Below are 26,393 nucleotides of genomic sequence, written 5' to 3' on the forward strand. Positions count from 1 at the left end.
CCAAATAAATAAAATATATTCAATAAAACAACATAGTATTTAAAATATAAACAAAAACCAAACATACCCATAAATCATTATAAGGAATAATGATTTATATAGAAAAATATTAACAACTATTCATTATAATTATTAAATTTTCTTCGGAATTGTGCGACTCACGGATCTATTAAACTGATCTTTTTTATTTACAGCGTCTTTTTCTCTTGTGGGGTATTTTTTCAGAAGCATTGATTTGAGGGCCTTCGAAAGCTTGTTTATCCTGCCCTCTTCTTGCATTGGAGTCAAAAACGGCGTAGACTGTTCTGTCGTCTGTATAAGGTTCAATAAATTCTGAGATTCCGGAACGGGTGATCATAGAAGAAAATCCCACCGGAGACATGCTGAATCTCAAATAGGCAGTAGGATCTTCTATTCCAGATCCTACATAAGATCTTATCTCCGGAAATTTAGCCTGCAGCTCAGGAGCCATATTTGAAGCTTCCCAAACCTGAAAATGTTCCAGCTTTCCCCCTGGAGTGGGAAGTGAAATAACAATTCCTTTTTCGCCGGAAAAACGCTGTGGAGCACTCTTCAAACTCTGTATAAGCTGCGTTGCATCCAGGGAATAAAGCCCTGCAAATTCAAGTTTTTCCTGTGATTTTTTTACTTTTTTAGTCCCAAGTTCCGTTCTTGTCCATTGTGAAAATCCGGAAAAAGGAATGATCAGTCCCAAAATTAAGAAGAAATATTTCATATCATTATAGTGTTTTGGTATTCACCAAGTTATTAAAAAAAATACACTTTTATCTATTTTCCGGATATTTTTTAAACAGACCTGTAACATCCTTTCAAATAAAAGTCATACAGCAGTTTTAAAGATATATTTGGTTCAAATTTTAAAAAATTTTATCTTTGAGGTTTAGGAGTCGTAAAATGAAAATAAACTTACCTGATAAACTGTACTATTCTATAGGAGAAGTCGCTAAAGCATTTGATGTAAACACTTCATTAATACGCTATTGGGAACAGGAATTCCCAATCATTAAGCCTAAAAAAAACAGAAAAGGAAACCGTTATTTCACTCCTGAAGATATTAAGAATCTTCAGATGATTTACCACCTGGTCAAAGAAAAAGGATATACCCTGGATGGAGCCCGTGTTGCTTTAACGACCAACAGTAAAATTTCAGAAACCATCACTATTATTGACCGTCTTGAATTTGTAAAGGCAGAGCTTCTAAAACTGAAGGAATCTTTAGGAGATAAAGATTCAGAATAATCTGAACACTTATAGCCCGAGGCATTAAAATCTGTGGAATAAGATCCTTTCCAGAACATAACCAATCAGGTATTGGTCTCTGTATTTCTTGTTATTATCTTTAAATAATTCTACCTTACAGTGATATAAGTATATTTTTAAAACAAATCTACTGAATCTATATCCCAAACTTAATCATTTCACGATTCATCATTGCAACATATTATGCTTTATCAATATGTTTACATCATGATGAAAAAAAATGATTACCATAAACTGGCCTTCATGGTCATATTCCTGACGATCCTTTTGGCTTATCAGAGCCATACCGGCAGGAACAAAGAATCTTTTCCGAAGGTGAAATTCATTGCAGAAACTTCTACTTCTGCTGATCTATCGGATTTTGACCCTAACATTCTGGATCTCCAACAATGGCAAAAACTTGGTTTTTCTGAAAAGCAAGCCTCTACTATTCTTAAATACAAAGGCATTGTGGGTGGAAAATTTGTTTCAAAAGAGCAGCTGAAAAAGTGCTATGCTATTTCTGAAGATAAGTTTAAAAGTCTGGAATCTTTTATTGTACTTCCCGAAAAGGGTGAGAACACGTCCTATAAGTCTTTTAAAAATACTGACAGGAAAAGCATTTCAATTACCGGAAAGTTCAATCCGGATCATTACTCTATCAATGACTGGGTAAAAATGGGATTCAGCGAAAGACAGGCAGAAGCAATGATGAAGTATAAAAAATTCCTGGGTGGCAGCTTTGTGAGCAAAGAAAAATTCAAAGAATGTTTTATTATTTCCGCTGATAATTATAGTAAGATTGAGCCTTATTTACTTCTTCCTGCACATACTCCTGAAACCTTTAAAAACATCCATGGAAATAAATTTTTAAAGGAAAAGATCAGCTATTCCCCTTTTGATCCCAATCTATTGGACGCTGAAGGTTGGAAGGCACTTGGCTTTTCTGAAAAACAGGCCAGCACAATTATCAATTACCGTGACCGGAATTTAAAAGGAAGCTTTAAAAGCCTGGAAGAGCTGCAAAAATGTTTTGTGATTTCTCCTGAAAAATTTCAGGAGCTTAAACCTTATATAAAGCTCAGTTCTGTGCCGACAAAAAGACAGGAAACCCAACAGGAAAAAACTGATTTTTCAAAAATTGACCTCAATGGGGTTACTTTCAGGCAACTGCTTGAGTTTGGTCTTGATGAAAGAAGTGCAGGTTCTATCATTGGCTTCAGGAAAAAACTCGGAGGTTTTATCACGAAACAACAGATTCTAGATACGTATAATATTGATAAGGAAATGGTTCAGAAGCTAATTTCTATAGCACAACTGGATACTTCGGGTGTTCCAAAATATACTTTGGCCGAAGCTCCTGAAGACTGGCTTAAAAATCATCCTTATTTCAAATATTCTGCAGATAAAATCATCTATTACCGGATCAGCAATCCTGATGACAGGAAAATCTGGAAATTTTTAAAATTAAAACCTGAATACGAGGAAAGGATGAGGTTATATTTAAAGTAACCTGATATAACGTAAAACTATCCAAAACAAGATCTCTTATTCTGGATAGTTTCTTTTCTGAAAAATAGTTTTAAATGCTAATGATGCATATAGCTGCTGGGACCATTGGTTCCTTCAATGGATTCAGGAAGTATTCCGTATTTGGAGCGTAGATCGACTGTTCCCAGGGTTTTCCCGGTTTCAATTTCAATGATACTGATTGTTCCGGAATTGATACCAGGAATATCCAGCAGATTATTCTGCACTGCGACCACTTCTTTTCCTTTTTTGGTCTTAAAGAAAGCCATATGATGGGCTCCTTTATCTGCGGTAAGGGTTTTTAAAAGTTTTAGCTGAGGAAGGTTGCTGATGTCGAAGATCAGAACTTTTCCCGGATCAGCAAAGCTTACATACAGCCTGCTGTTATCATCAATATACATTTCGAGAGTCCAGCCTAAACCTTGTGTACTTCCATCAAATATTTTACTGAAAGCATCGTATTTTTTAGTTGCGGGATTGTATGGGGCGATCCAAATATCACCTCCAAGCATTGTTGTGGCAAGAGCATATTGTGGAAATTTTCCGCGAAGTAACAGAACTTCAACAGGGCTTGATAAATCCGTTGGGGAGTCAGCAACCTGGTAAGTTTCTTTTACTTCATAGGTATTGAGATCTAATAAAGTACAGGTATTCCCAAAGCCACTGGTAAGATCCGGGTGAATAGTAGAGGTCACCATCATAAGCCCTTTTTCTTCGTTGATGGAGATCCCATGCGGATACATTATAAATTTATTCGGATCAGTTTGAATCGGGGCCTTGATTGTTTTGATAAGTTGGTTATTCCCAGCGTTAAAAACACCTACACTCCCATCTTTCAGTCCTCCTGCTCCGCCCATAAAGGTCATAAAAAATCTTCCGTCATTGGTAAAAAATAAATTTTCACCCACCGTATTCTCACCTATATCAATAGGTGTTGCGGCTACTAATATGGGCTGGCCATTACTATCTTTTTCTGTTTTTATCTGATAGAGGTATTTTCCTCCTAAAGCAGTTGTATATAATTTGTTGGCACTCTGATTATAATAAATATGATGAGGCAGAACCCCAACACCTAACTCAAGTTTGCTACTGATATTGCCAAAATTGGGGGCTTCAGGATCTAGTTCTATCACAGCGATTCCATCTGGTTTTCCGTTAAGACTTCTATAGTCTATATAAAAGGCCGTATCGTGTGGAATTTCTGCATGATTATCATTTTGACAATGAGAAAACAGGAACAAAACAACAAGAAAAAAAGCGGGATTAATCTTTAATTTCATGATTTTCAGGTTTTTAGTTATTCATATTATAAATATAACACAATTTCATTAAAAAATACAAAAATATTACACTAATAAGTGATAAAATATTTAAATAATAATCATTAAAACAAAAACTGATTAAAAAAATATAAAACCTAAACTATATTATCTTAAATTTAGCAGTATGAACAAAAATATACTCTCCCTATTATCCGTATTAGTATTTGTCTTTTGTACAGGACAGTCTAATAACATTAAAGAAAAAAAAACAGAACAGGAAAAGTATCTTGAAAACGCTATTTATCAGGTCTCCTCTCATGACAAAGGAATGAGAGCGGCTATTGAAACCGCCAGAAAAACTTTTTATAAATTCGAAAATGCCTTAAAAAGTGAGAATCCGAATTTCAAGAATTTTGGATTGAAAAAGGCTTTTAAAAGTGATGAAGGAGATGAATTTTTATGGATCTCCCCGGTCTTATTTTCCAAAGAATTGAATAAATATGCAGGAACCGTCAATAGCCCACCTGTCTATACAAAAGAAGTGAAGCATGATGAGGTAGTAGAAATTGAAAAAAATGAAATTGCAGATTGGATATATTTTGATAATGGCATCTTACAGGGTGGCTATACCATTCGTCTTCTAAGAGACCGAATGACCAAAGAAGAAAGAAAAGAATTTGATGAGAAATCAGGTTACAAATTCGAATAATAAAAAAAGGGCTTATTATAGCCCTGATTCATTATTTTAATCTACTGTTTTAGCAGAATCTTCAAGAAGTAAATTAAGTGCAGAAAGCTCCTGATCCGTAAGGTCTCTCCATTTTCCGATGGGAAGATCCAGTTTGATATTCATGATACGGATTCTTTTCAGTTTTTTCACTTCATAACCAAGATATTCGCACATTCTTCGGATCTGCCTGTTGAGCCCCTGGGTAAGAATGATTCTGAAGTTCATTTCATCAATCTTTTCCACTTCACATTTTTTGGTTACCGTATCCAGAATAGGAACGCCATTCCTCATTTTCTCAAGGAATCTCGGAGTGATAGGTTTATCAACACGCACCAGATATTCTTTCTCGTGATTGTTTCTGGCTCTCAGAATTTTATTGACAATATCGCCATCACTGGTCAAGAGGATCAGCCCTTCACTAGGTTTATCCAGTCTTCCGATAGGGAAAATTCTTTTCGGATGATTGATATAGTCTACGATATTATTTTTTTCACGTTTTGTATCTGTAGTACAAACAATGCCTACCGGTTTATTGAAAGCAATATAAACAGGTTTTTCCTGAGGCTCTCTGATAGGTTTTCCGTCTACTTCCACAAGGTCTTCATCAGAAACTTTTGTTCCCAGTTCAGGAATTTTTCCGTTGATCTTTATTCTTCCTTCTTCCAACAGTTTATCTGCTGCTCTTCTTGAACAGTAGCCTACTTCTGATAAATATTTATTGATACGTGTCTTTTCCATTAGTCTTCTCCGTAACCGGTATAATTTTTATTACTGAAAATAGAGATGCCATAGCTTAATCCGATGAAAAAGCCATCCACTCCTTCTTTTAATCTGTGTGACTCTAATACAAGCCCGCCTTCCTGACTTAATCTTTTTGAATAGGAAACCTGCATTCCTAATCTTAATCCCCAAAATTCGGTATCTGAAACGGCAGAATGGTTAAGTTGTTTTCCGTAATTAACATCTATATAAAAAGGGCGGTCTCCAGGTGAAAAAATGAATTTCGGCTGAATAACCCAGTATAAAAGATGGTAATTATCCTGTGCAAAGCTGTATTTAAGTCCAGTTCCTATTGCAAAGTTAGGAAGAAAATTATAACCACCAACTGCTGTAATACCATAGGTAAGATTCCCTAATAAGGGCTTGGATTCGAAATATTGCGAATTACTGGAGTTCTTATTTTTATTATTAATATTAAAACCAACGTTGAGTGCCGGATTAAAATAGAAATCCATTTTAGGCTTTTTCTCCTTCAGATCCTGTGCAGAAAATTTAAATAGAGCGAATACTGCAAGAAACAGAAGTAATCTTATTTTCATGGTGTTTTTCATTTGAATACATTATCAAAAAACCCTAAAGATAAAAATACTTTTATAATGCTTCAAATCTATATTCGTTATTTAAAAACTGGTCTGTAGCATTTTCAATGGTATAGTCTCCTATCTTGGTACGTCTTAATTGAGTCAGATACGCTCCTACTCCCAATTCCTGGCCAATATCATGGGCAAGACTTCGGATATAGGTTCCTTTTGAGCATCCTACCGTAAAACTTACCAAAGGGAAATTGATCTCAATATCTTTAAGGTAGTGAATTGTTGTTTTTCGGGCCTTCATTTCCACTTCCTCCCCTGCTCTTGCCAGATTGTAAGCTCTTTCGCCATCTATTTTAATGGCAGAATAAACCGGTGGTTTCTGTTCGATCTCACCTACAAATTTCTCCAATGCTTCTCTTACCTGTTCTTCGGAAATATGAGAAATATCCTGATGAAGAATTTCCGGTTTTTCCGTATCATAAGACTCCGTCTGTACTCCTATTTTGATTTCGGTCCAGTATTCTTTGGGAGCATCCTGAATCTCAGGGATTTTTTTGGTAAATTTTCCACAGCATACAATAAGAAGCCCAGTAGCTCTGGGATCTAAAGTTCCGGCATGCCCGATTTTGAATTTTTTAGGAAGATCAAACTCCCTTTTAAGTTTATATTTCATTTTATTGACTGCCTGGAAAGAAGTCCAGTCCAAAGGCTTGTCTAATAAAAATATGTATCCTGATTTCAGTTCTTCAGCTGTCATTGTATATATTTTCTCAACGATTTTATCGTGGCAGTTCTGTTGAACGTCTATTGAAAGTAACGGAAATAAATCAGTAAAGCAATCCCTACAAAAATACGGTACCATCCCCAAGGTCTGAAACCATATTTATTAAGCACCCCAATAAAGGCTTTGATTGCAATAAGGGCTACAATAAATGCTACAACATTCCCGATTATAAAAATCATAATGTGATCCTGTGAAGCCATGATCATTTCATATCCCTTCTGCGGATTAGGAGTTTCTTTCCCCCATGTTTTCACAAAAACAGAATATACTGTCACAGCAAGCATAGTAGGCACAGCAAGGAAGAAAGAAAATTCTGCCGCTGCTTTTCTGGAAAGCCCCTGAGTCATCCCACCAATGATAGAAGCAGCACTACGGCTTGTTCCCGGCATCATGGCCAGACATTGCCAGAACCCGATGGTTACTGCTTTTTTTATTGTGATCCCTTTTTCATCATCAATGGTAGGATTTTTAAACCATTTGTCAGCAAACAGTAATACCACACCTCCCAGTACCAGTACCGAGGAAATCGCAATCTGATTCCCAAGAACCGCTTCAATCTTATCATCAAACAGGTATCCTAAAACCAATGCAGGAACTACAGCAAAAGCAAGTTTAAAATAAAACTGAATATTATTCAGATCAAAAAACTTCTTCCAGTAGGCTACTACCACAGACAGGATTGCTCCAAACTGAATGGAAACCTGAAACATCTTCAAAAATTCATCATCAGGCATTCCCAAAAGATTCGCCGTAAAACCCATGTGTGCTGTAGAAGAGATAGGAAGATACTCCGTAAGTCCTTCTACAATGGCAATAATAATTGCTTTGATTAAATCCATATTCCTTTAAAAAATTAAAAGATTAAAAGATTTAAGAATTGAAAGACTGGCGATATGCCAAAATAAATATTAATTGTTTGAGAACTGAAAATATATTACATACATACATTTTCAAATTAATATTTAATCTTTTAATTCTTAAATTTTTTAATCCTTAAATAAAACTATTTATTTATTTTCTTTTTAAAATCGCATATACTTCTATTGCAAATCCTATGACAACAAAAAGTGGTGCTATTCTGATTCTTCTGATAGAGAATATATCGTCGTTCCATGAGTTGGGATCAAATTTCCCGTCTACCGTATTGGCATCCGGTCCCATCATCAATAGAAAGCCAACCACGATAAATGCTAACCCGATCAGCATCCATTTGAAATTCTGCTGTCCAAAATAGAAAGCATTTTGCTGAGGGGCTTCAGCTTCATTTCCGAAATCTGAAGCGGAAAATTTATTTGTTTTTTTGCTCATGATTAAGAGTAATATAAGTCGTCAACGTTTGATTTTAAGAATCTCCATGTAGCGAAAATAGTACTTAAGACAGAAATAAAGATTCCTACTCCAAGTACTAAGATGATCAACCAGAAATACTGATTGTTATCCTGTACAAAAGCGGAACCGATCTGGCTCGTAAAGTAATACCAAACCCCACCCAGAGCAAGAAGACCAATTACAGAGCCTATAGCTCCTAAAATAACGGCTTCTATAATAAAAGGCTTAAGGATAAATCTTCTCTTCGCCCCAACCAACTGCATGGTTTTAATAATGAATCTCTTTGAAAATATTTTCAGACGGATCGAGTTGTTGATCAATACAACAGCCAATACAAGGAACAGAATTGAAAATCCTAAGATCCATTTCAAAATTCTGCTCAGGTTGTTGTACACATCCACCATCAGCGTACTGTCATTTTTAACGTCTACAATACCTGGAACGGATTTGATCACTTTGATCGCTTCGTCTATTTTGGCAGGATCCACATATTCCGGCTTTAAAGCGACTTCGATAGATGAAGGAAAAATATTCTCCTCAAATAATGCGTCACTATCAATCCCCATACTCTTTTTGGCTTCTTTGGCAGCCATTGTTCTAGAAATATAGGTTGCCTTTTTTACAGGAGCTAATGTCTGTACCTTTTTAAAAGTTTCATCTTCCAGTTTGGCAATTTTTACAGAGTCTTTTACATCATAATTTTCATCAAAGTAGGCGTTCACTACCAATTGCTCTTTGATATAGTCGGAATACTTTTGGGCATTAATTAAAATAAGCCCCATTAATCCCAACAAAAATAGCACTAAGGCAATACTTATCACTACTGTAATATTGCTGGACCGAAGCCTTTTCTTATTAAACTCATCTACAGATTTAGCCATTAATATTAAAATTTTTGGCTAAAATAGAAAAAAACTTCCGAAATTTGGGACGAAAAAAAGAAAATCATTGTTAATAAAATCATAAAAAACTTTGAGTGTAAAAGCAAAAAAACATCTTGGACAGCACTTTCTGACAGATGAAAATATCGCAAGAAAGATCGTAGAAGGTCTTAGTTTTGAGAACTATAATAATATCATGGAAGTAGGTCCCGGAATGGGAGTTCTTACCAAATATCTTCTTGAAAAAGATCAGAACATCTACCTTGCAGAGATCGATACGGAATCTATCGAATACCTGAAAAACAATTATTCAAAAGTTACAGAAAATACTTTTGTAGGAGACTTCCTGAAGCAGGATTTCAATTTTATCGGAAACGAGCAGATTGCGATCATTGGAAACTTCCCGTATAATATTTCCTCGCAGATATTATTTCAGATCGTTGATCATTATGAACTGATTCCGGAAATGGTAGGAATGTTCCAGAAAGAGGTTGCTGAAAGAACGGCTGCTGTACCGAGAACTAAAGATTACGGTATTCTTTCGGTACTGATCCAGGCTTATTATGACGTATCCTATATGTTTACGGTTCATGAGAATGTCTTCAATCCACCGCCAAAGGTAAAATCTGGAGTTATCAGGTTGACAAGAAATCCGAAAGAAGGTCTGGCCGGCAATGAGGTACTCTTTAAACAAATTGTGAAGACGGGCTTCAACCAGAGAAGAAAGAAGCTTTCCAACGCCTTGAAAGCACTCAACATTCCGGAAGCTTTGAAAGGGCATGAATTCTTGGATAAAAGAGCGGAAGAGCTCAGTGTAACAGACTTCATCCATTTTGCCAACCTTTGGAAAAGCCATCAATAAGCAAGATCTTTTATCACAAATAAAAAGCAGAAAGCCTTTCAAAACAATTTGAAAGGCTTTCTTATTATATTTATAGTATCAATTTTAGTTTCTGTTTTTCAACATGATCCATCCTGACCAGTTTACCTGAGTTTTGGATCTAGGATATTGGAAATTGAACTTATACCAGTAGGTAGCGGTTGGCAATCTCTTCCCTCCTACGGTTCCGTCCCAAACCGGATTTTCTTTTGAGAATCTGAACATTTCCACTCCGTATCTGTCATAGATTGATCCTGAGAAATTATCGAATTCTCTAAGCGCTTTAAGATCCAACACATCGTTGATTCCATCTTCGTTCGGAGTAATGATATTATTGATCTGTAGGGTAAAGAAGTCCAGACTTCCTACACAATGAGTTCCTACTCTTCTCACCAGAATGGTATACTTTGTATTGTCCAAAAGGCTGTTGAATACATTAGATTCCTGCCATGAGATTCCGTTATCGATAGAATATTCCAATGTGCTTGGCATATTATTCATCGGTGGGTTTTCTGCAGTTACCGTGATGCTCTTTTTAATGCTTTCATAGTTTATAGCTGTAATAAACGGAGTTGCTGCTCCCAGTACTTTAGCTTCAAAGATCTTTTTACAGATTCCATTATCAACTTCTACAGTATAGATTCCCCACTTGTCTACATCAATTTTCTGAGTGGTGGCTCCTGTACTCCAAACATATTTATAATTAGGTCCTGCTCCTGCATCCAGTGTAACAACATCTCCTATACACATTTCAACATCTTTCAATGGTGATTCTATTTCCGGAGTCACTTCTATTCTTATCGTTGCAGGGTTCAAAGATCTACATCCTTTTGCTCCTACTGCATATACGGTAAATACAGTGGTCTGGTATAAAGTTACGGTCTGCATATTTCCGGTACCCATGAAGTTGACCCACTGGTAGCTATCTCCTCCTTCTGCAGTCAGCGTTACAGATTCTCCCGGGCATATTTTGATTCTTGAAGATTTCACTTTAGCCGTTGGCGTTACTTCTTTCAATAGCTTCAGTTCAACCATTTTGCTACAAAAGCCACCATTCGAAACCACTACGTAAAGTATCTGTCCATCATTACCATTATAATTCAATATATTCTGAATATAATTATTATTCTGGGCAATAGCATCGGCCTGGTTGACATAGAATTTAAAGACTGCTCCTGGTGTCGGACTGATAGCAGGTTTAATGGTGCTCAGGTCAAACGTTGTAATATCCGGTGTGGTACATAGCAATAATGTAGCATCCTGAGCCTGCGGTGTTGTTCCGCCGTGAATTTGTATTGAAGCTTTCCCCGGACAAGGATTTCCCGGAACACTTACTTCAATAGTATAAGTTCCCGGCTGTACAGCAGTAATACTGTTGGTAGTGGCATTAGGTACAGCAACCCCGTTATGATACCATTGGTACACCAGGTTAGGGTCACTTACAGAAGCTGTGATCACCTGAGGAACATTGTCACATACATTGATGTCTGAAGGTAATTTTGCACCTGCAGGGTCTAAAAGGTCAACTCCGATATTGAAAGAACCTCCTTCTAAAAATACGGCAGAATCATAACTGTGGTCACCATAATCTGCAATTACCATTTTAAAGTGATATTGTTGTCCAGCGACTACAGTTGCTGTAGCGGTAAGTGGAACTGTTCTTCCGTTAAAATTGGTTTCTACATTCGTAGTGTTGTATCCTGCAAAATATTGTTCATTCACTGCTCCACAAGACGTATTTATTGCAGGGTGAATATTGGTAATACTTACAGGTCCTGCTCCATTCGGAAGAACCGCCATATTAACATAAGGTCCTCCTGAAGTAGGTCTCAGCAAGATCGCAAAAGCATCTGCATAGCTGCAGGGAAATGAACCGGTATATTCCTCAGATGCTAATAAGTAATTAAACTTAATCTGAGAGGTCGTAGGAACGAAATCAAACTCCAGAAGCACAGCATCATACAGTTTACTTTCTGTAACCCCGATAATCTGTGCCAGGTCAGCATCAGATCCTCCACCGTTGGTATTACTAAGATCTCCCTCATAAACATTTCCGGCTCTTCTCGCATATCCTGTAGAAAGAACAAGTCCGTCTTTGAAAGGGAAATTGGTCGCTGCCTTATGAAAATATCCCCAAGCTCTGTCGGCATCAGTTGGAGCATGATTAGGAGTTATCTTAACATTGGTTACATTGGGAGTAAGACAGGTATTGGTTCCTGATGAGATCAATACATCTTTTACCATCTTATCTATACTGTAAGTGGTTTCCACATAGGCAGGAGCATTGACATCAATGAAAGCTCCCGCTTTTTTAGATAGAGCAGAAGCTACCTCTTTTCCGGGTTTTCTGGGTTGTATGGATTGATTCTGTGAAAATAAAAAAGTCGAGACGACTGTAAAAAATAAACAAAGCGGTAGATATCTTCTCATAATATTTTTGTTTAAACAAATTTAATTTTTTTTTAAACATACCACACACATATTTATATTTTTTATAATAAAAAAATCAAAAACACAAAGATCTTACAACAAATCCTCATCTCCAATTTTACCCTCAACAAAAGAAGAATCACACGACATCTCTCAAAACATTACAAATTTGACAAAACGAATAGACTCAGAATAACTCCTATTTTTCTGCTTCAATATATCTTCTAAAAAGAATGAGGATAGGTGAACCATTTAAGATCTATAATTGTCTAACGCATAAAAAACAGAAATCTTTCATTTCTGAAAGATTTCTGTTTTATTATTTTTTTAATTTCTGTTTTTCAAAAGGATCCAGCCTGAACGCTGTTCCATTTTCTTACTGGCAGGATTCTCCCATTGTACCCTATACCAGTAAGTTCCGGTAGGAAGATTGATCCCTTTTAAAGATCCTCTCCATACCACATCCCCTTTCGAAGCTTTGAATACCTCAGCTCCGTATCGGTCAAAAATAGAAGCTGCAAAATCTTTATAGCCACTGATTCCTGAAAAGTCTATGGTATCGTTTATTCCGTCCATATTAGGAGTAATGGCATTACTGATTATCAGGGTAAAGAAATCCAGTGAAGTTCCACATTTTGCATTTTTCACCCGTACCATCAGATTGTACATATTATTATTTAAAACGCCATGGAAGACATTAGATGGCTGCCACGTAAGTCCTCCATCAATGGAATATTCCAGAGTACCTCCTGTAGGATTATTGGCTGAAATTGTCAGAACATGGTTATCATAAACAACATTCGTAAACTGTGGCAGATCCGGATTGATCAGCTGACCCGTGAAAGTTTTTGAACAAACTCCGTTACTGATGGTTACAGAATAGGTTCCGGCAACATTGGTGGTAATCGTCTGTGTAGTGGCTCCCGTACTCCATAGGTAAGTATAGTTCAGTCCCGCACCCGCATCCAGTGTTCCACTATCTCCGGCACATACATATACGTCCTCAATGGTGGAAACAATAGCCGGAACTACTTCAATTGTAATTTCAGCAGCCTTTACAGAGCTACATCCGTTTCCTCCCAATGCATATACGGAATAGATCGTCGTTGTCGTAGGGGTTACAGTCTGTGTACTTCCGTTTCCGGTAAGCCCAACCCAATTATAGGTAATTCCTCCCGAAGCGGTAAGGGTAACAGATTCTCCTGCACAAATTTTGCTTTTGGAAGCTGCAATCCCCGCAATAGGCGGTCCTACCTGAACGGTTACTGTTGCCGGTGTTGCAGAAATACATCCGTTAGCTCCTACTGCAAATACAGTATATACAGTGGTAGTGGTAGGAGAAACTACCTGGGTGCTTCCATTCCCGGCAAGACCTCCGCCCCAGTTATAGGTAACACCTCCTGAAGCCGTCAATGTTACTGATTCTCCCACACATATACGAGGTTGTGATGATACGACAGTGGCAAAAGGCACTGTTTTATCTTCCTGCACCGTTACATTTGAAGTGAATGTACAGCTTAAGTTTCCTGGCTGGGATACATTCGTAACAGTCAGTGTATAAGTTCCGCCTTTATTCACTACCGGAGTAAGGGTATTAGCTCCTGAAACTATATTTCCTCCTGTAGTTGTCCATGTAATGGTAGAACCTCCAGGAACCACCGAAGCAGAAGCATTCAGGGTTGTCTGAGGATTGGCACAGGTAACCGTTTGTGGCGCTGCAATGACCAGAGTCGTTTCAGCAGATCTCAACAGCTGTAAAGCAACCACATATTTACATCCTCCGTTGCTTACCAGAACGTATATGGTCTGATTTCCGGGAGGTGCATAAGTTGTAGGCGTTGTAATAAAGTTACCATTACCAGCATTGGCATCCGCCTGATTGATATAATAGGTAAAAGTAACTCCTGTAGCAGAAGTAATCTGAGGTTCTGCATCTTTAAGGTTATAAGTCAACCCAGGCTGGTAACATTTATGAAGAGTAGCATCCTGTGCTGTAAACGGCTGTGATACCTGAATCGTTATTGTAGCAGGTGTTGTAGAAACACATCCATTAGCTCCCACTGCCGCTACGGTATAAGTAGTTGTTGTGGTAGGAGATACTGTCTGTGTATTTCCGGTTCCCGGAAGGCCTGTCCAGTTATAACTTACTCCTCCGGTAGCCGTCAATGTTACTGATTCTCCATTACAGATATGTACTTTAGTTGCGGTAAGACCTGGAGTAGGTGGCGCACTGTTTCCTGTTACGGTAACATTGGCAACAGCTGTACAATTGATATTTCCCGGCTGATAATTTTTTGATATGGTTAAAGTATAGGTTCCCGGAGCATCAATAACAGGAGTCAGGGTAGTTCCTCCTGAAACGATATTTCCTCCTGTAGTCGTCCAGTTAAAAGTAGCTCCTGCAGGATATACTGAAGCCGAAGCATCCAGGGTAATCTGCGAATTAGCACAGGTAAGTACCGTTGGAGGCACAATAGATGCAGTCATCTGTGGTGATTTCACCAATTGCAGCTGGGCCACTTTGGAACAGAATCCGTTTTTCACCAGAACATAGACTGTCTGTCCGCCTGCACTTTGGTATGTTGTAGGATTTGGAATTGTATTTGCATTTCCGGCATTGGCATCCGCCTGATTCGCATAATAAGAGAATGTAGCGCCCGGAGTGGTACTGATAGAAGCCTGAGCTGATGGCAAATTGAAGGTAGCATTTCCTGCAGAATAACAGGCTGTCAAAGTTGCATTTTGTACTGTGGGAGAAGTTCCTCCTACTACAGTGACGGTAGCTTCACCCGGACAGGCATTCCCCGGAATAGTTACTTTAATGGTATATACTCCTGGCTGTGTTACAGTATAGGATGCTGTATTGGCTCCTGGAATCGCAACATTATTCAAAAACCACTGATAAGTAGCGTTGGTTGCCTGAACAGAAGCTGTAAAAACCTGCGGTGCATTGTCACACACATTGATGGAAGCCGGAAGCTGTGCTCCTGCCCCATCCAGAATTTTCACACCAATATCAAATGAACCGGCTTCAAAGAAAACAGCTGAATCAAAACTTGAATCGTCGTAGTCTGCCAATACAATTTTGAAATGATACGTTTCTCCCGGTATAACGTTAGCCTTTGAAGTCAAAGGGATAGTACGTCCATCAAAATTCGTTTCAATATGAGCGGTATTGATTCCTGCAAAATAAGTTTCATTCTTAGCAGGACATCCTGGCGAATTACCGCCTGGAATGTTAGGGTGAATATTGGTAACACTTACAGGCCCGGCACCTCCGGGAAGTACTGCAAGGTTGGTATACGTAGGGTCACTCGCTTTTTTTAACAATAGAGCAAAACCGTCTGTAATTCTACACGGGAACTGATAGACCGGATCATATTCTTTAGAAGCAAATAAATACCTGAAGGTAACTTCTGTAGAAGCTGCTACGAAATCAAATTCTATAAAAGTAGCATCTTTCAATCTGTTGTTATCGATTCCTAAGGCAGTTGCCAGATCCATATCTCCTCCTGTCCCAAGGTCATCACTCAGGTTAGGCTGATAAGTATTTCCTGCTTTGTAGGCATATCCTGTGGATAAAACAACCCCTTTACCAAAAGGGAAATTGGTAGATGCTTTATTGAAGTACCCCCAGCTTCTGTTCTGATTGGTTGCTGCTAAATTAGGAGAAACAACAACATTGCTTACACTGGTGGAAACACAGTTCCCTCCTGAAATAAGAACATTTTTTACCAGCTGGGTAATATTATAGCTTGATTCAGGATAACTCGCTGCGTTTACGTCAATAAAAGCTCCCGCTTTCTTGGCAGCAGCAGTAGGCTTACTCGCAGCCACTAACTTACTTCTGTCCTGAGCAAAGGTGAAGCTTCCTATAAAAGCAAAAAGCAATACTAAAAATAAATTTCCCGTCCTCCTATTTAACATTTTATATTATTTTAAACAAAAATACTATTTTTTTTAATTAAAATTCAGCTTATCATAATTTACATTGTTACTAACGCAAATTTATTTATCGTAGAATATCAACTCTATTGATTTCAAAATAACAAAAAAAGACTGGCAACATCGCCAGTCTTTCAAAGATATTTTAAAAATTACTCTATATTTTTAAGCAGGATCCAACCTGTTTTCGCAGTGACCTGTTTGCTTGCAGGATCTTCGTAAGTTACCTGATACCAGTATGAGGCCGTCGGTAATTTTTTCCCCTGGAAGTATCCATCCCAATAAGGATTGATTTTCTGTGCCTTGAACACTTCTCTTCCGTATCGGTCAAAAACCTGACCGCTGAAGTCCTTATAATTAACTACTCCGCTAAAGTCGATAACATCGTTGATATTATCCCCGTTCGGAGTAATCACATTCTTCATTACGAAGGTAAAGAATTCCAGGAAGCCTACACAGCTGGTATATTTTACTCTTACACGAATAGCAATCACTTTGTTTTTAGGAACATTATGGAAGATGTTGGAAAGCTGCCAAGTCACTCCGTTATCAACTGAGTACTCAAGGATTCCGTTACTAGGATTGGTTGCTGTAAGGATCATTGTTCCTCTATCATTATAATCAACGTTTGTGATTTCAGGAATAACAGCTTTAATCACCTGAGTTTTGAAAGTTTGTGAACATACTCCGTTACTAATTGTCACAGAATATTCTCCCGGAGTACTTACAGTGATCGTCTGACTGGTTTCTCCTGAACTCCACTGATAGGTATATCCAGGACCTGTGCCAGCGTCAAGAATAATTTTATCTCCCTGACAGATATGTCCACCTTTTAAAGTAGAAACAATAGCAGGTACTACTTCAACAGTTACTCTGGCCGGCTGTAAAGATTTACATCCCAATGCTCCGACAGCATATACTGTATACGTTGTTGTTTTAGTTGGGCTTACCGTTCTTGTTGCACCGGTCGTAGTTGAAGTATCTCCCCACTCATAGGTTACACCACCGCCAGCTGTTAATAATATGGATTCTCCCAAACAAATTTTAAGTTTAGCAGCATTGAGTATGGCAACAGGTGTTTCTTCTTTCTGCAGGGTCAGCGTAGCAATTCTGCTACAGAATGCTCCATTGGAAACCAGAACATACAGCACCTGGCCATTTGTTCCGTTGTAGCTGGTAAGATTCGTAAGGAAATTGTTATTCTGAGCCTGTGCATCCGCCTGAGTGGTATAGAAACTAAATACCGCTCCCGGAGTTGTACTGATCAGAGGTTTTGTATTTTCGAGATTGAAAGTTGTAACTGTAGGTGTGGTACAGAGCTTAAGTGTAGCATTCTGTACGGTAGGGCTTGTTCCGCCAATGATCGTAATGGTCGCTTCCCCCGGACAGTTATTACCAGGAACCATTACTTTTACAGTATATACTCCGGGTGCAGTAGCAATATAAGTACCGCTGGTTGCTCCAGGAATGGCAACACCATCCTTATACCACTGATAAGTCATCCCGGGAATGTCTGCAACCTGAGCTTTCAATACTTTTGGGGTATTATCACACATTTTGATCGTACCAGGCAAAACAGCGTTATTCTCATCTACAATTTTAATTCCAATATCGAAAGAACCCCCTTCGATAAATACAGCAGAATCGTAGCTGGTATCTCTATAATCGGACAAGACCATTTTGAAATGATATTTAACTCCCGGCGTTACAGTTCCTACGGCAGTTAAAGGTACGGTCCTTCCATCGTAATTGGTAACAATATTAGAATCAGAATTATATCCGGCAAAATACTGCTCATTCTTAGCGGGACAGCCATCAAAGACTGTAATCTCAGGGTGAATATTTGTCATCGCAACAGGCCCTGCATTATTTGGCAAAATAGCCAGATTGACATAAGGTCCTCCCGAAACAGGTTTGATCAATAAAGCAAATGCATCTGAATACTTACATGGATAATTACTTGTTTTTTCATATTCTTCAGAAGCAAAAATATAATTAAATTTCACCTGAGTGGAATTGGGAACAAAATCAAACTCCAGCATTACATTATCATTATAATGGTAACTAGGGTCAGGATTCGGAACTGCTGCCAAAAGATCAGGATCATCAATTCCTGCACCTGGCACGGGATAACTTACACTAGCTGCTACGTTTCCGGCTTCTCTCGCCTTTCCTGTCGTTAAAACAATACCGTCTTTGAATGGAAAGTTTGTTGTTCCTTTATGAAAATACCCCCAAAAACGATCGTTATTCGTATTGGCTTGATTCGGAGTTATCGTTACGTTCGTTACGTTTGGTACAGAACAGGTAGATCCTCCGTTGATCAGAATGTCTTTCACGAGTTGCTCTGGTGTATAGCTGGAAGGTGCGTAACCGGTTGCATTCACATCTATAAATGCGCCAGCCTTCTTATTCACAGCAGACACCGTATTTTTGGGCGGTTTTCTTTGAGAGAATAAAGAAGTTGAAACCAACAATAGCACTAAGAGAAAAAGGTAGTTTTTTTGTCTATAATTCAACATTTTATTTTTATTTCCTCAAATGTAACAAAAAAAATACACAAAAACAGCCCCTTACAAGAGTATTTTCTATTTTACCCTCCATATTCTCAATATTTTAATCTTATTGTTACATTTTCTTCAAATTAACAATATAGACCTTATATTAAAAAAAAACAGATCAACATCTATTGATCTGTTTGCTTTTCGGAAGATATTTATCACTCCTGCCCATCTTTTTTCAGCTGATCGATTTCATTCTGCAGCTGGGCTATAATATCTTTTAATCCTTTTATTTCATTTTTATTAGAGCTTACATTGCTTTTCAGCATGACATTTTTCGCTCTTTCGTTGTGATCATCCTCTTCATCCTCCTCGTTGATCTCCTCAATGTCTTCGCTGATCTCTTCGATGTCTTCCTGGATGTCTTCTATATCTTCATTGATCTCCTCAATGTCTTCGCTGATCTCTTCAATATCCTCACTGATCTCCTCAATATCCTCCTGAATGTCTTCAATATCTTCCTGAATATCTTCAATCTTTTCGTGGCTCTTGTTCACAGACATCTGAATAAAGATCGCCAGATAAATCGCCTCCAGAGAGAGCACTGTAGTAAGAATCAGAAGCATTTTATCAAATTCAACAACGCCTATCATGGGAAGCAGAAAGGAAGTGAGAAACAACAGAGTGTGCACAATCAGCGACTGAATAGACCCTATCCATGCCGTAATACTGTCTGCTATCTTCTCAAGAACTTCTGTTTTTTCGTTATATTTTTTCATCCTTTGTTTTTTACAACAGTTCTTTAGTAACTCCCAGTCCAAATAATGCAAAATCATACTTGGCAGGATCCTTTTCATCAAACTTTCGAATCGCAATATCCAGCTCTTCTACAGTTTTCCAGTCATTCTGGGTTCTGGAAAGCAGTCCCAATTTCCTCGAAATGTTTCCGGTGTGCACATCCAGAGGGATAGACAGGTATTTCTGATCAATATTTTCCCAGATTCCAAAGTCTACTCCTCTTTTGTCTTTACGTACCATCCATCTCAGAAACATGATGATCCTTTTGGCAGAAGAGTTTTTATAAGGAGAGCTGATATGTTTATGACTTCTGTGTTTTTCTGTTTCCAGGAAACGGCTTCTGAATCTTTCGATCGCATGCAGGAAATTGATTTCCGGCTCTCTGACCTCAAACAGGTTTTCCAGACTCTCATTTTCTTTATAGATCCTATTAAATTGTTTGATAAAATAGGAAAAATCCTGCCCATTGAATGTTCTGTGAAGGCTTTTATCCTGAATCTCTTTCAAATCTTTATCAGAATAATTCAGTACAAAATCATAAGGAGAGTTCCCCATGATGTCAAGCATTTTTTCCGCAGATTTAATGATTGATTTTCTGTTTCCCCACGAAATGGTTGCGGCCAAAAATCCGGCAATCTCAATATCCTGCTTTACTGAAAAACGATGCGGAATCTGTATGGGATCATCTTCAATAAAATCAGGGGCATTATACTGGTCTGCTTTTTCGTCAAGAAAACTTCTTAGTTCTTCAAATTTCAGCATATTCAATTTAAATCTTTACACTTTCCAATGCCTTTGGTAAATAGGAATTGGGAAAGATATTTCTGGCTTCATCGGTAAATACCGTCAGGTCTCCGTATCTGTTGGAGAAATGCCCCAGGATCAGTTTACCCACCTGCGCTTTCTGAGCAATGGTTGCTGCTTCCAGTGCTGTGGTATGTCCGGTATAGTCTGCCATTTCTTTCAGATCATGCAAAAAGGTAGATTCATGATACAGAACGGTTGCATTTTTAATAATCGGAATGACACTTTCCAGATAACGGGTATCACTGCAGAATGCATAGGATACCGACGGAGCGGGGTCTACGGTCAATACTTCATTTTTCAGAACATAGCCATCGCTTAATACAAAGTCTTTTCCTGCTTTGATATTATGGTAATCACAGCTTTCAATCTCACTGTACTTGGCAATCTCTTTCATATTAAGATGCCTGTCTTTTGGTTTTTCTTTAAAAAGATAACCATTGCAGTAAATTCTGTGATCCAAAGGAATGGTATACACCTCTACTCTGTTGTCTTCGTAAATCTTTTCAGAATAATCCTTATCCAGTTCATGATAAACCACCTCAAACCCACGGTGAGTTTCCGTAATCTGGAAAATGGTTTCCAGCATTTTTTTTATTCCTTTCGGGCCATATACATGTAAAGGGGTTTCTCTGCCCAAAAGGCGGAAAGAGGCAATAAGCCCCGGAAGCCCGAAACAATGGTCCCCATGAAGATGGGAAATAAAAATATGATTGATTTTTGAAAATCTCGCTTTTGCTTTTCTCAGCTGTACCTGCGTTCCTTCTCCACAATCGATCAGGAAATGCCTCTCCTCCATCTCCAGCAGCTGCGCCGTAGGTGACGAATTAATCGTTGGTATCGCTGAATTAAAACCTAATATCGTTAAATAAGTACTCAAATCAATAGTTTATTGTAGCAAATGTACGACAGAAAATCCAAATAGGAATTTCTCCATTATTGTTAGACTTAATCTTTCACTTTTAAAAAATCCATAAATAAATCCAGAGCCTGCTTACGGTGGCTGATTTTATTTTTATCTTCAGGATTCATTTCTGCAAAAGTTTTGTCATATCCTGTAGGAACAAAGATAGGATCGTATCCGAATCCTTTGAACCCTTTATTTTCGGTCAACAGATTCCCATGAACTCTGCCTTCAAAATACTGAGCTCCGTTTTCATCATAATAACACAAAACGGTAACAAAATAAGCTTTTCTGTTTTCTATCCCCTGCATCTCTTCCAATACTTTCTGGATATTTTTAGCAAAATCATGATCTCCTGCATAACGGGCTGAAAAGATTCCCGGTCTTCCGTCCAAAGATTCCACTACCAGACCACTGTCGTCTCCTAAACTCGGAATTCCGGTTTTCTCAAAACAGTATTTTGCTTTGATCAGGGCATTGGCATGAAAAGAATCTCCATCTTCTACAATCTCTTCATGGATATTATAATCCGTAAGACTTTTTACCACGCATTCATTTCCCAGAATCTGCTGGATTTCTTCTTTTTTATGCTCGTTGTGTGTTGCTACTAATAATTCCATTTCTATATTCATTTTCCAATATTACTTTTTTAAACCCACTGAATTACATTTCAGAATAATGCACTTTATATTTCTTTGTAAAAAAATAGTAGAACAAAGAAAACAGGACAACTCCTACTGCTAAAATCAACCATTCTGAAACTTTAAAAACCTCTGCAAAGCTTTCATTTTTTCCATAAATAAACAGCAGTGATAAAGTCAGGTTATTAAATGCATGCAGCAATATGGGCATCAGTAGAGATGTGGTCTTGTGATACACCAATCCTAATACACATCCTAACATCACTGCACTGATGAACTGCCACGGATTCCCATGAACGATCCCGAAGATAATAGAAGCATATAAAATAGCTTTCCAAGGTGCCATTCCTTTGTTGATCAATCCTTTCTGAATAATTCCTCTGAAAATAATTTCTTCAAAAACAGGGGCCATTATGACGGTCATCATAATCATCACCACCGGATCATCAGTCAGCTGGCTCATCAGTTGGGTGAAATATTCGTAGAAATCTCCAAAGAAAGGTCCTGAAACAGGAATCAGAGAGGTAATAAATTCTGAAATAAACATCATCCCTGCCATCATCGGAAAAATAATGAGATAGGTAGAGAAGTTAACCGAAGAAAGGTTAAAATTGAGCCTCTTTTGAGTCGTTCTTCTTACAATAAAAAAGTCGAAGAAAGCAATTGCCGTAAGGAATCCTACAGAATTGGCTACCATAAGAAACCAGTCTTTGAGTTCAAGATTTTCTTTGAAAACAACTTTCCAAAAAGTGCTGAATAAAGAAACAGCCATCGTTCCTACAAATAATCCTACCACCAAAGTAACAGCGCCCAGCCATGTAAACGTAAACTTCGGATACCTGCTATTTTCCATTCTATTTTTCTGTAAAAGTTTATTAAAAACAAAGATAATTTTTTTGCGTGCTACAGGCAACTAAAAAAGAAAATACTTAATTTAGCCACTCTACCATGAATACCACAAAAATAAATACAGAAATCCCCTTCCCGACTGTTGAATCTAAAACGAACTGGTTCTTTAGTTTTATTCTGCAGCTCACATTTTTTGGTATTATTTTTTTCTTTTTCTGCCTCTTTGGTCTTGGTCCTTTGTATGGAATCTATAAAAGAGGGTTTGATGCCACTCTTCCAGTCCTATCGATATGTTGGGGTATCTCACTTATTATTTTAATTCCGTCACTGAATCATTACATTATAAAAAGAAGGAAAATTGCTAATAAAGTCGTTGTGAACGACTCCGGCCTGGCATTTTACAATTCAAAAAATGAAATCGTAGAGCAGATATTGTATACGGAGCTTCGTCCTTCAAAACAAGATTTTGATATTTATACGCTAGCGCCTATGGGATCAGGGATAGCCCTATTGCTGGAAATCACGATACAACAAGAGAAACAGGAAGAAACAACAAGACGCATTGATATGAATCTCCCTATGTATGTCGTAAAAAATAAATTGACTTTGTATGCCCATTTCATGCAGGGAATTGCTGTATTTCGTCCGGATTTAAAAATAGACCCACTGGCTTTGAGAAACTTTTCCATTGATCCGGTGACCTGGGAAGTCAGTAAAAAAGGGACTTCATTGGGAGGCTGGCTTTTAATCCTGGCAGTACTTATTATGAGTGCAATGATTGTTGGCATTGCTTTTTTATTATAAATTCAAGAATGAATATGACAGAGAAGTTCGAAACCGTTGTTTCTAAAGTTAACAAGCCAATCACCTATCTTCTGACGGCAATTTTGTGGCTGGTCATCATCATTGTTGTGATCGTAACAGGAGTCATTTCTGAGAACATATATAGTCATTTCAAAAGCTATGTAAAATATGATCTCAGTACTTTTTTCATGCTTATTTTTGCTCTGCTCCTATTAATATTCTGCGGTATAGCTCTCATCATGTCTTTAACCTATCGAAAAAAAGAAAAGATCCGGAAAGCAGTTATTGATGAAAAAGGGGTTACTTTTTACAACAGAGCAAACCACGTCACTGATACGATCTTATATAGTGACCTTCAACAGTCCAAACAGTCATCAGCTGATGCTTTTATGTTTACGACAACGGGAAGACATGCTAAATCTTATCTGAAAATTTACCTTAAAAATAAAGCGGGTGAAATTGTATTGATAAATATAGATTTCAACTTTGAATATATGATCCTGAGCAATCAATTTGAAATGTACCGCCAGTTTTTAAGAGGAATTCAATGCTTTCGTCCAGATCTGACCATAAGCAGACAGACGATTGAAGAATATCAGCTCAGTCCGGACTTCCCACCGGTAAAAAATTTTGGAGCATTTGAGTATATTATAGTCGGGTTCTTTACGCTTACTATCCTTGGATTAATTTATGCGATTTCGTTGCTGTTTTAAACACCTGATTCAAGATAATCATACCTTTCACAGAGTTCTCATAGTCTCCGATCCATATTGTATGAATTTAAATTTGAAAACCTCGTAAAAAATCACGATTTTTGCAACTTCAAAATACGATATGTCAGACTTAATCAAAGAAATACAAAAAAGAAAGACCTTCGGGATCATTTCCCACCCGGATGCCGGAAAAACAACCCTTACTGAGAAGTTACTTCTTTTCGGGGGGGCAATCCAGGAAGCGGGTGCGGTAAAATCCAACAAAATAAAAAAAGGAGCGACCTCCGACTTTATGGAAATTGAAAGACAGAGAGGGATCTCTGTAGCAACTTCCGTATTGGCTTTTGAATATAGAGACCATAAAATCAACATTCTCGATACACCGGGTCACAAAGACTTTGCAGAAGATACTTACAGAACTTTAACGGCTGTAGATTCCGTAATTGTTGTTATTGACGTGGCAAAAGGGGTTGAGGAGCAGACCGAAAAACTGGTTCAGGTTTGTAGAATGAGAAATATCCCGATGCTGGTATTCATCAACAAACTTGACCGTGAGGGTAAGGATGCCTTCGATCTTCTGGATGAAGTAGAACAGAAGTTGGGATTAACTGTTTGTCCGCTTTCTTTGCCAATTGGTATGGGAAGTGATTTCCAGGGAATCTATAATATCTGGGAAAACAACATCCAATTATTCTTAGAAGAGAAAAAGCAGAAAGTTGGGGATTCTATTAAGTTTGATGACATCAATGATACTTCAATCGATGATGTAATTGGAGAAAAAGCAGCAGCTACTTTAAGAGAAGAGCTTGATCTGATCCAGTCTGTTTACCCTGAGTTTAATCGTGAAGATTATATGAAAGGTGACTTACAACCGGTATTCTTCGGTTCCGCATTAAACAATTTTGGAGTTCGTGAACTATTGGATGCTTTCATTGATATTGCTCCGATGCCACAGCCTAAAGAAAGTGATCTTCGTATCGTAAAACCTGAAGAAAGCACTTTCACTGGGTTTATCTTCAAAATTCACGCCAACATGGACCCTAAACACAGAGACCGATTAGCTTTCGTAAAAATTGTTTCTGGAACATTCAGGAGAAATGAAAATTATCTGTTGGTAAGAGAAGGTAAAAAGATGAAATTCTCTTCTCCGAACGCTTTCTTTGCTGATAAAAAAGAAGTGGTAGAGGAAAGTTTCCCTGGAGATATTGTAGGCCTTCATGATACGGGAAGTTTCAGAATCGGTGATACTTTGACGGGTGGTGAAAAACTGAGTTTCAAAGGAATTCCAAGTTTCTCTCCGGAACATTTCCGTTATATCAACAACAATGACCCGCTTAAAGCTAAGCAATTGGCAAAAGGTATCGATCAGTTGATGGATGAAGGAGTTGCCCAGCTGTTTACATTGGAAATGAATGGCAGAAAGATCATCGGAACTGTTGGAGCCCTTCAGTATGAGGTAATCCAATACCGTCTGGAACACGAATACGGTGCAAAATGTACATACGAACCCCTTTCAATGCACAAAGCATGTTGGGTGGAAGCTGATGAAAAATCTGAAGAATTTAAAGAGTTTGCAAGACTGAAACAGAGATTCCTTGCGAGAGATAAATACAACCAATTGGTATTTTTAGCTGACTCTTCCTTCACGATTCACATGACGCAGGAGAAATTCCCGAATGTGAAGCTGCATTTTATCAGTGAATTCAGAGAACATTAATTAAGAGGCGAAATCGCTGAAAGGCGAAATTGCTTAAAAGGCGAAATTGCTTAAAAGGCGAAATTGTTTTAAAAATATAGGTCCGCAGAAGTTTTTCTGCGGATTTTTTTATCGCCCCGTCAAAGGAGGGGAATTTTAAATTTCTCATTTGATATTTGGAGAAAAGACAATAGTTTCCAGGCAATTTTGGTGTTTCCAGCAAGAAAAAGTATTTGTAAATCTTTTGTAAAACAAATACAAAACCCTGAAAATAATACACTTATCATTTTACCAGCACAATACAGTTCATTTACAATCTTTACAAAAGTCTGCCTCTTA

The 26,393-nt window shown here is 37.8% G+C and carries 23 protein-coding genes; 7 read left to right on the forward strand and 16 right to left on the reverse strand.

The features are described 5' to 3' along the window. Positions 1-184: 184 nt before the first annotated feature. Positions 185-736 (reverse strand): hypothetical protein, encoded by a 552-nt coding sequence (locus tag AC106K_RS02095; protein WP_482443200.1) that lies wholly within the window; start codon positions 734-736, stop codon positions 185-187. Between the two features lie 179 nt (positions 737-915). Here AC106K_RS02095 and AC106K_RS02100 point away from each other — a divergent pair, with 179 nt between their 5' ends. Beyond that, positions 916-1,260 carry a MerR family transcriptional regulator gene (locus AC106K_RS02100; protein WP_047095468.1) on the forward strand — a complete coding sequence of 115 codons (345 nt, stop codon included), beginning with the start codon at positions 916-918 and terminating at the stop codon, positions 1,258-1,260. A 228-nt stretch (positions 1,261-1,488) separates the two neighbouring features. Continuing rightward, complete coding sequence (locus AC106K_RS02105; protein ID WP_482443201.1) at positions 1,489-2,772, forward strand: helix-hairpin-helix domain-containing protein; 1,284 nt, start codon at positions 1,489-1,491, stop codon at positions 2,770-2,772. Positions 2,773-2,849: 77 nt separating this feature from the next. Here the strand turns inward: AC106K_RS02105 and AC106K_RS02110 are convergent, their stop codons facing one another. After that, positions 2,850-4,070 carry a YncE family protein gene (locus AC106K_RS02110; protein WP_482443202.1) on the reverse strand — a complete coding sequence of 407 codons (1,221 nt, stop codon included), beginning with the start codon at positions 4,068-4,070 and terminating at the stop codon, positions 2,850-2,852. Between the two features lie 166 nt (positions 4,071-4,236). On the opposite strand from AC106K_RS02110, the gene AC106K_RS02115 reads away from it, so the two are divergent. Then, positions 4,237-4,761, forward strand: coding sequence for a DUF2314 domain-containing protein (locus AC106K_RS02115; RefSeq protein ID WP_482443203.1), 525 nt, complete (start codon positions 4,237-4,239; stop codon positions 4,759-4,761). A 36-nt stretch (positions 4,762-4,797) separates the two neighbouring features. Here AC106K_RS02115 and rluF read toward each other — a convergent pair whose 3' ends face one another. The 6 genes from rluF to AC106K_RS02145 form a co-directional block, all read right to left on the reverse strand. Further along, positions 4,798-5,520 carry a 23S rRNA pseudouridine(2604) synthase RluF gene (rluF, locus tag AC106K_RS02120; RefSeq protein WP_047095465.1) on the reverse strand — a complete coding sequence of 241 codons (723 nt, stop codon included), beginning with the start codon at positions 5,518-5,520 and terminating at the stop codon, positions 4,798-4,800. Next, positions 5,520-6,101, reverse strand: coding sequence for a hypothetical protein (locus AC106K_RS02125; protein WP_482443204.1), 582 nt, complete (start codon positions 6,099-6,101; stop codon positions 5,520-5,522). Before AC106K_RS02125 ends, rluF begins: the two co-directional genes overlap by 1 nt. Before the next feature lie 52 nt (positions 6,102-6,153). Beyond that, the gene (gene truB, locus AC106K_RS02130) at positions 6,154-6,852 is read right to left on the reverse strand and encodes a tRNA pseudouridine(55) synthase TruB (RefSeq protein WP_482443205.1); all 699 of its coding nucleotides are present in this window, start codon (positions 6,850-6,852) and stop codon (positions 6,154-6,156) included. 47 nt (positions 6,853-6,899) lie between these two features. After that, entirely contained in the window at positions 6,900-7,718 is an 819-nt protein-coding gene (locus tag AC106K_RS02135) for an undecaprenyl-diphosphate phosphatase (protein WP_482443206.1), read from the reverse strand. A 172-nt stretch (positions 7,719-7,890) separates the two neighbouring features. After that, positions 7,891-8,187 (reverse strand): DUF3098 domain-containing protein, encoded by a 297-nt coding sequence (locus tag AC106K_RS02140; protein WP_047095462.1) that lies wholly within the window; start codon positions 8,185-8,187, stop codon positions 7,891-7,893. A 2-nt stretch (positions 8,188-8,189) separates the two neighbouring features. Next, complete coding sequence (locus AC106K_RS02145; RefSeq protein WP_482443207.1) at positions 8,190-9,089, reverse strand: cell division protein FtsX; 900 nt, start codon at positions 9,087-9,089, stop codon at positions 8,190-8,192. Positions 9,090-9,180: 91 nt separating this feature from the next. On the opposite strand from AC106K_RS02145, the gene rsmA reads away from it, so the two are divergent. Next, positions 9,181-9,951 carry a 16S rRNA (adenine(1518)-N(6)/adenine(1519)-N(6))-dimethyltransferase RsmA gene (gene rsmA / locus AC106K_RS02150; RefSeq protein ID WP_047095460.1) on the forward strand — a complete coding sequence of 257 codons (771 nt, stop codon included), beginning with the start codon at positions 9,181-9,183 and terminating at the stop codon, positions 9,949-9,951. Positions 9,952-10,035: 84 nt separating this feature from the next. On the opposite strand, the gene AC106K_RS02155 is transcribed toward rsmA, so the two are convergent. The 8 genes from AC106K_RS02155 to AC106K_RS02190 form a co-directional block, all read right to left on the reverse strand. Beyond that, positions 10,036-12,399: a choice-of-anchor L domain-containing protein gene (locus AC106K_RS02155; protein ID WP_482443208.1), complete on the reverse strand. Its 2,364-nt coding sequence runs from the start codon at positions 12,397-12,399 to the stop codon at positions 10,036-10,038. Positions 12,400-12,726: 327 nt separating this feature from the next. Then, positions 12,727-16,326 carry a choice-of-anchor L domain-containing protein gene (locus AC106K_RS02160; protein WP_482443209.1) on the reverse strand — a complete coding sequence of 1,200 codons (3,600 nt, stop codon included), beginning with the start codon at positions 16,324-16,326 and terminating at the stop codon, positions 12,727-12,729. Positions 16,327-16,496: 170 nt separating this feature from the next. Continuing rightward, positions 16,497-18,866, reverse strand: a complete 2,370-nt coding sequence (locus AC106K_RS02165) for a choice-of-anchor L domain-containing protein (RefSeq protein WP_482443210.1) — start codon at positions 18,864-18,866, stop codon at positions 16,497-16,499. Positions 18,867-19,063: 197 nt separating this feature from the next. Further along, entirely contained in the window at positions 19,064-19,624 is a 561-nt protein-coding gene (locus AC106K_RS02170) for a DUF1003 domain-containing protein (protein ID WP_482443211.1), read from the reverse strand. A gap of 10 nt (positions 19,625-19,634) precedes the next feature. Continuing rightward, positions 19,635-20,405, reverse strand: coding sequence for a TIGR02757 family protein (locus AC106K_RS02175; RefSeq protein WP_482443212.1), 771 nt, complete (start codon positions 20,403-20,405; stop codon positions 19,635-19,637). 7 nt (positions 20,406-20,412) lie between these two features. Then, positions 20,413-21,327 carry a ribonuclease Z gene (locus AC106K_RS02180; protein ID WP_047095455.1) on the reverse strand — a complete coding sequence of 305 codons (915 nt, stop codon included), beginning with the start codon at positions 21,325-21,327 and terminating at the stop codon, positions 20,413-20,415. 68 nt (positions 21,328-21,395) lie between these two features. Further along, a complete protein-coding gene (gene rdgB / locus AC106K_RS02185) occupies positions 21,396-21,971 on the reverse strand; it encodes an RdgB/HAM1 family non-canonical purine NTP pyrophosphatase (RefSeq protein ID WP_482443213.1) in 576 nt (191 codons plus the stop codon). Between the two features lie 43 nt (positions 21,972-22,014). Continuing rightward, the gene (locus tag AC106K_RS02190) at positions 22,015-22,845 is read right to left on the reverse strand and encodes a CPBP family intramembrane glutamic endopeptidase (protein ID WP_482443214.1); all 831 of its coding nucleotides are present in this window, start codon (positions 22,843-22,845) and stop codon (positions 22,015-22,017) included. Between the two features lie 95 nt (positions 22,846-22,940). Between AC106K_RS02190 and AC106K_RS02195 the strand changes: the two genes are divergently transcribed. From AC106K_RS02195 to AC106K_RS02205, 3 genes are all read left to right on the forward strand, one after another. Further along, a complete protein-coding gene (locus AC106K_RS02195; protein ID WP_482443215.1) occupies positions 22,941-23,645 on the forward strand; it encodes a hypothetical protein in 705 nt (234 codons plus the stop codon). A gap of 14 nt (positions 23,646-23,659) precedes the next feature. Then, on the forward strand, positions 23,660-24,358 hold the full coding sequence (locus AC106K_RS02200; protein WP_482443216.1) for a hypothetical protein: 699 nt from the start codon (positions 23,660-23,662) through the stop codon (positions 24,356-24,358). Between the two features lie 121 nt (positions 24,359-24,479). Further along, positions 24,480-26,075 (forward strand): peptide chain release factor 3, encoded by a 1,596-nt coding sequence (locus tag AC106K_RS02205; protein ID WP_482443217.1) that lies wholly within the window; start codon positions 24,480-24,482, stop codon positions 26,073-26,075. The last annotated feature ends 318 nt before the right edge of the window (positions 26,076-26,393 follow it).

This window comes from Chryseobacterium sp. FR048 (assembly GCF_056844665.1).

What these genes read in the sequence shown, in the direction of transcription:
- AC106K_RS02095 (WP_482443200.1), bottom strand. Translation starts at nt 736, where the DNA reads ATGAAATATTTCTTCTTAATTTTGGGACTGATCATTCCTTTTTCCGGA.
- AC106K_RS02100 (WP_047095468.1), top strand. Translation starts at nt 916, where the DNA reads ATGAAAATAAACTTACCTGATAAACTGTACTATTCTATAGGAGAAGTC.
- AC106K_RS02105 (WP_482443201.1), top strand. Translation starts at nt 1,489, where the DNA reads ATGATGAAAAAAAATGATTACCATAAACTGGCCTTCATGGTCATATTC.
- AC106K_RS02110 (WP_482443202.1), bottom strand. Translation starts at nt 4,070, where the DNA reads ATGAAATTAAAGATTAATCCCGCTTTTTTTCTTGTTGTTTTGTTCCTG.
- AC106K_RS02115 (WP_482443203.1), top strand. Translation starts at nt 4,237, where the DNA reads ATGAACAAAAATATACTCTCCCTATTATCCGTATTAGTATTTGTCTTT.
- rluF (WP_047095465.1), bottom strand. Translation starts at nt 5,520, where the DNA reads ATGGAAAAGACACGTATCAATAAATATTTATCAGAAGTAGGCTACTGT.
- AC106K_RS02125 (WP_482443204.1), bottom strand. Translation starts at nt 6,101, where the DNA reads ATGAAAATAAGATTACTTCTGTTTCTTGCAGTATTCGCTCTATTTAAA.
- truB (WP_482443205.1), bottom strand. Translation starts at nt 6,852, where the DNA reads ATGACAGCTGAAGAACTGAAATCAGGATACATATTTTTATTAGACAAG.
- AC106K_RS02135 (WP_482443206.1), bottom strand. Translation starts at nt 7,718, where the DNA reads ATGGATTTAATCAAAGCAATTATTATTGCCATTGTAGAAGGACTTACG.
- AC106K_RS02140 (WP_047095462.1), bottom strand. Translation starts at nt 8,187, where the DNA reads ATGAGCAAAAAAACAAATAAATTTTCCGCTTCAGATTTCGGAAATGAA.
- AC106K_RS02145 (WP_482443207.1), bottom strand. Translation starts at nt 9,089, where the DNA reads ATGGCTAAATCTGTAGATGAGTTTAATAAGAAAAGGCTTCGGTCCAGC.
- AC106K_RS02155 (WP_482443208.1), bottom strand. Translation starts at nt 12,399, where the DNA reads ATGAGAAGATATCTACCGCTTTGTTTATTTTTTACAGTCGTCTCGACT.
- AC106K_RS02160 (WP_482443209.1), bottom strand. Translation starts at nt 16,326, where the DNA reads ATGTTAAATAGGAGGACGGGAAATTTATTTTTAGTATTGCTTTTTGCT.
- AC106K_RS02165 (WP_482443210.1), bottom strand. Translation starts at nt 18,866, where the DNA reads ATGTTGAATTATAGACAAAAAAACTACCTTTTTCTCTTAGTGCTATTG.
- AC106K_RS02170 (WP_482443211.1), bottom strand. Translation starts at nt 19,624, where the DNA reads ATGAAAAAATATAACGAAAAAACAGAAGTTCTTGAGAAGATAGCAGAC.
- AC106K_RS02175 (WP_482443212.1), bottom strand. Translation starts at nt 20,405, where the DNA reads ATGCTGAAATTTGAAGAACTAAGAAGTTTTCTTGACGAAAAAGCAGAC.
- rdgB (WP_482443213.1), bottom strand. Translation starts at nt 21,971, where the DNA reads ATGGAATTATTAGTAGCAACACACAACGAGCATAAAAAAGAAGAAATC.
- AC106K_RS02190 (WP_482443214.1), bottom strand. Translation starts at nt 22,845, where the DNA reads ATGGAAAATAGCAGGTATCCGAAGTTTACGTTTACATGGCTGGGCGCT.
- AC106K_RS02195 (WP_482443215.1), top strand. Translation starts at nt 22,941, where the DNA reads ATGAATACCACAAAAATAAATACAGAAATCCCCTTCCCGACTGTTGAA.
- AC106K_RS02200 (WP_482443216.1), top strand. Translation starts at nt 23,660, where the DNA reads ATGACAGAGAAGTTCGAAACCGTTGTTTCTAAAGTTAACAAGCCAATC.
- AC106K_RS02205 (WP_482443217.1), top strand. Translation starts at nt 24,480, where the DNA reads ATGTCAGACTTAATCAAAGAAATACAAAAAAGAAAGACCTTCGGGATC.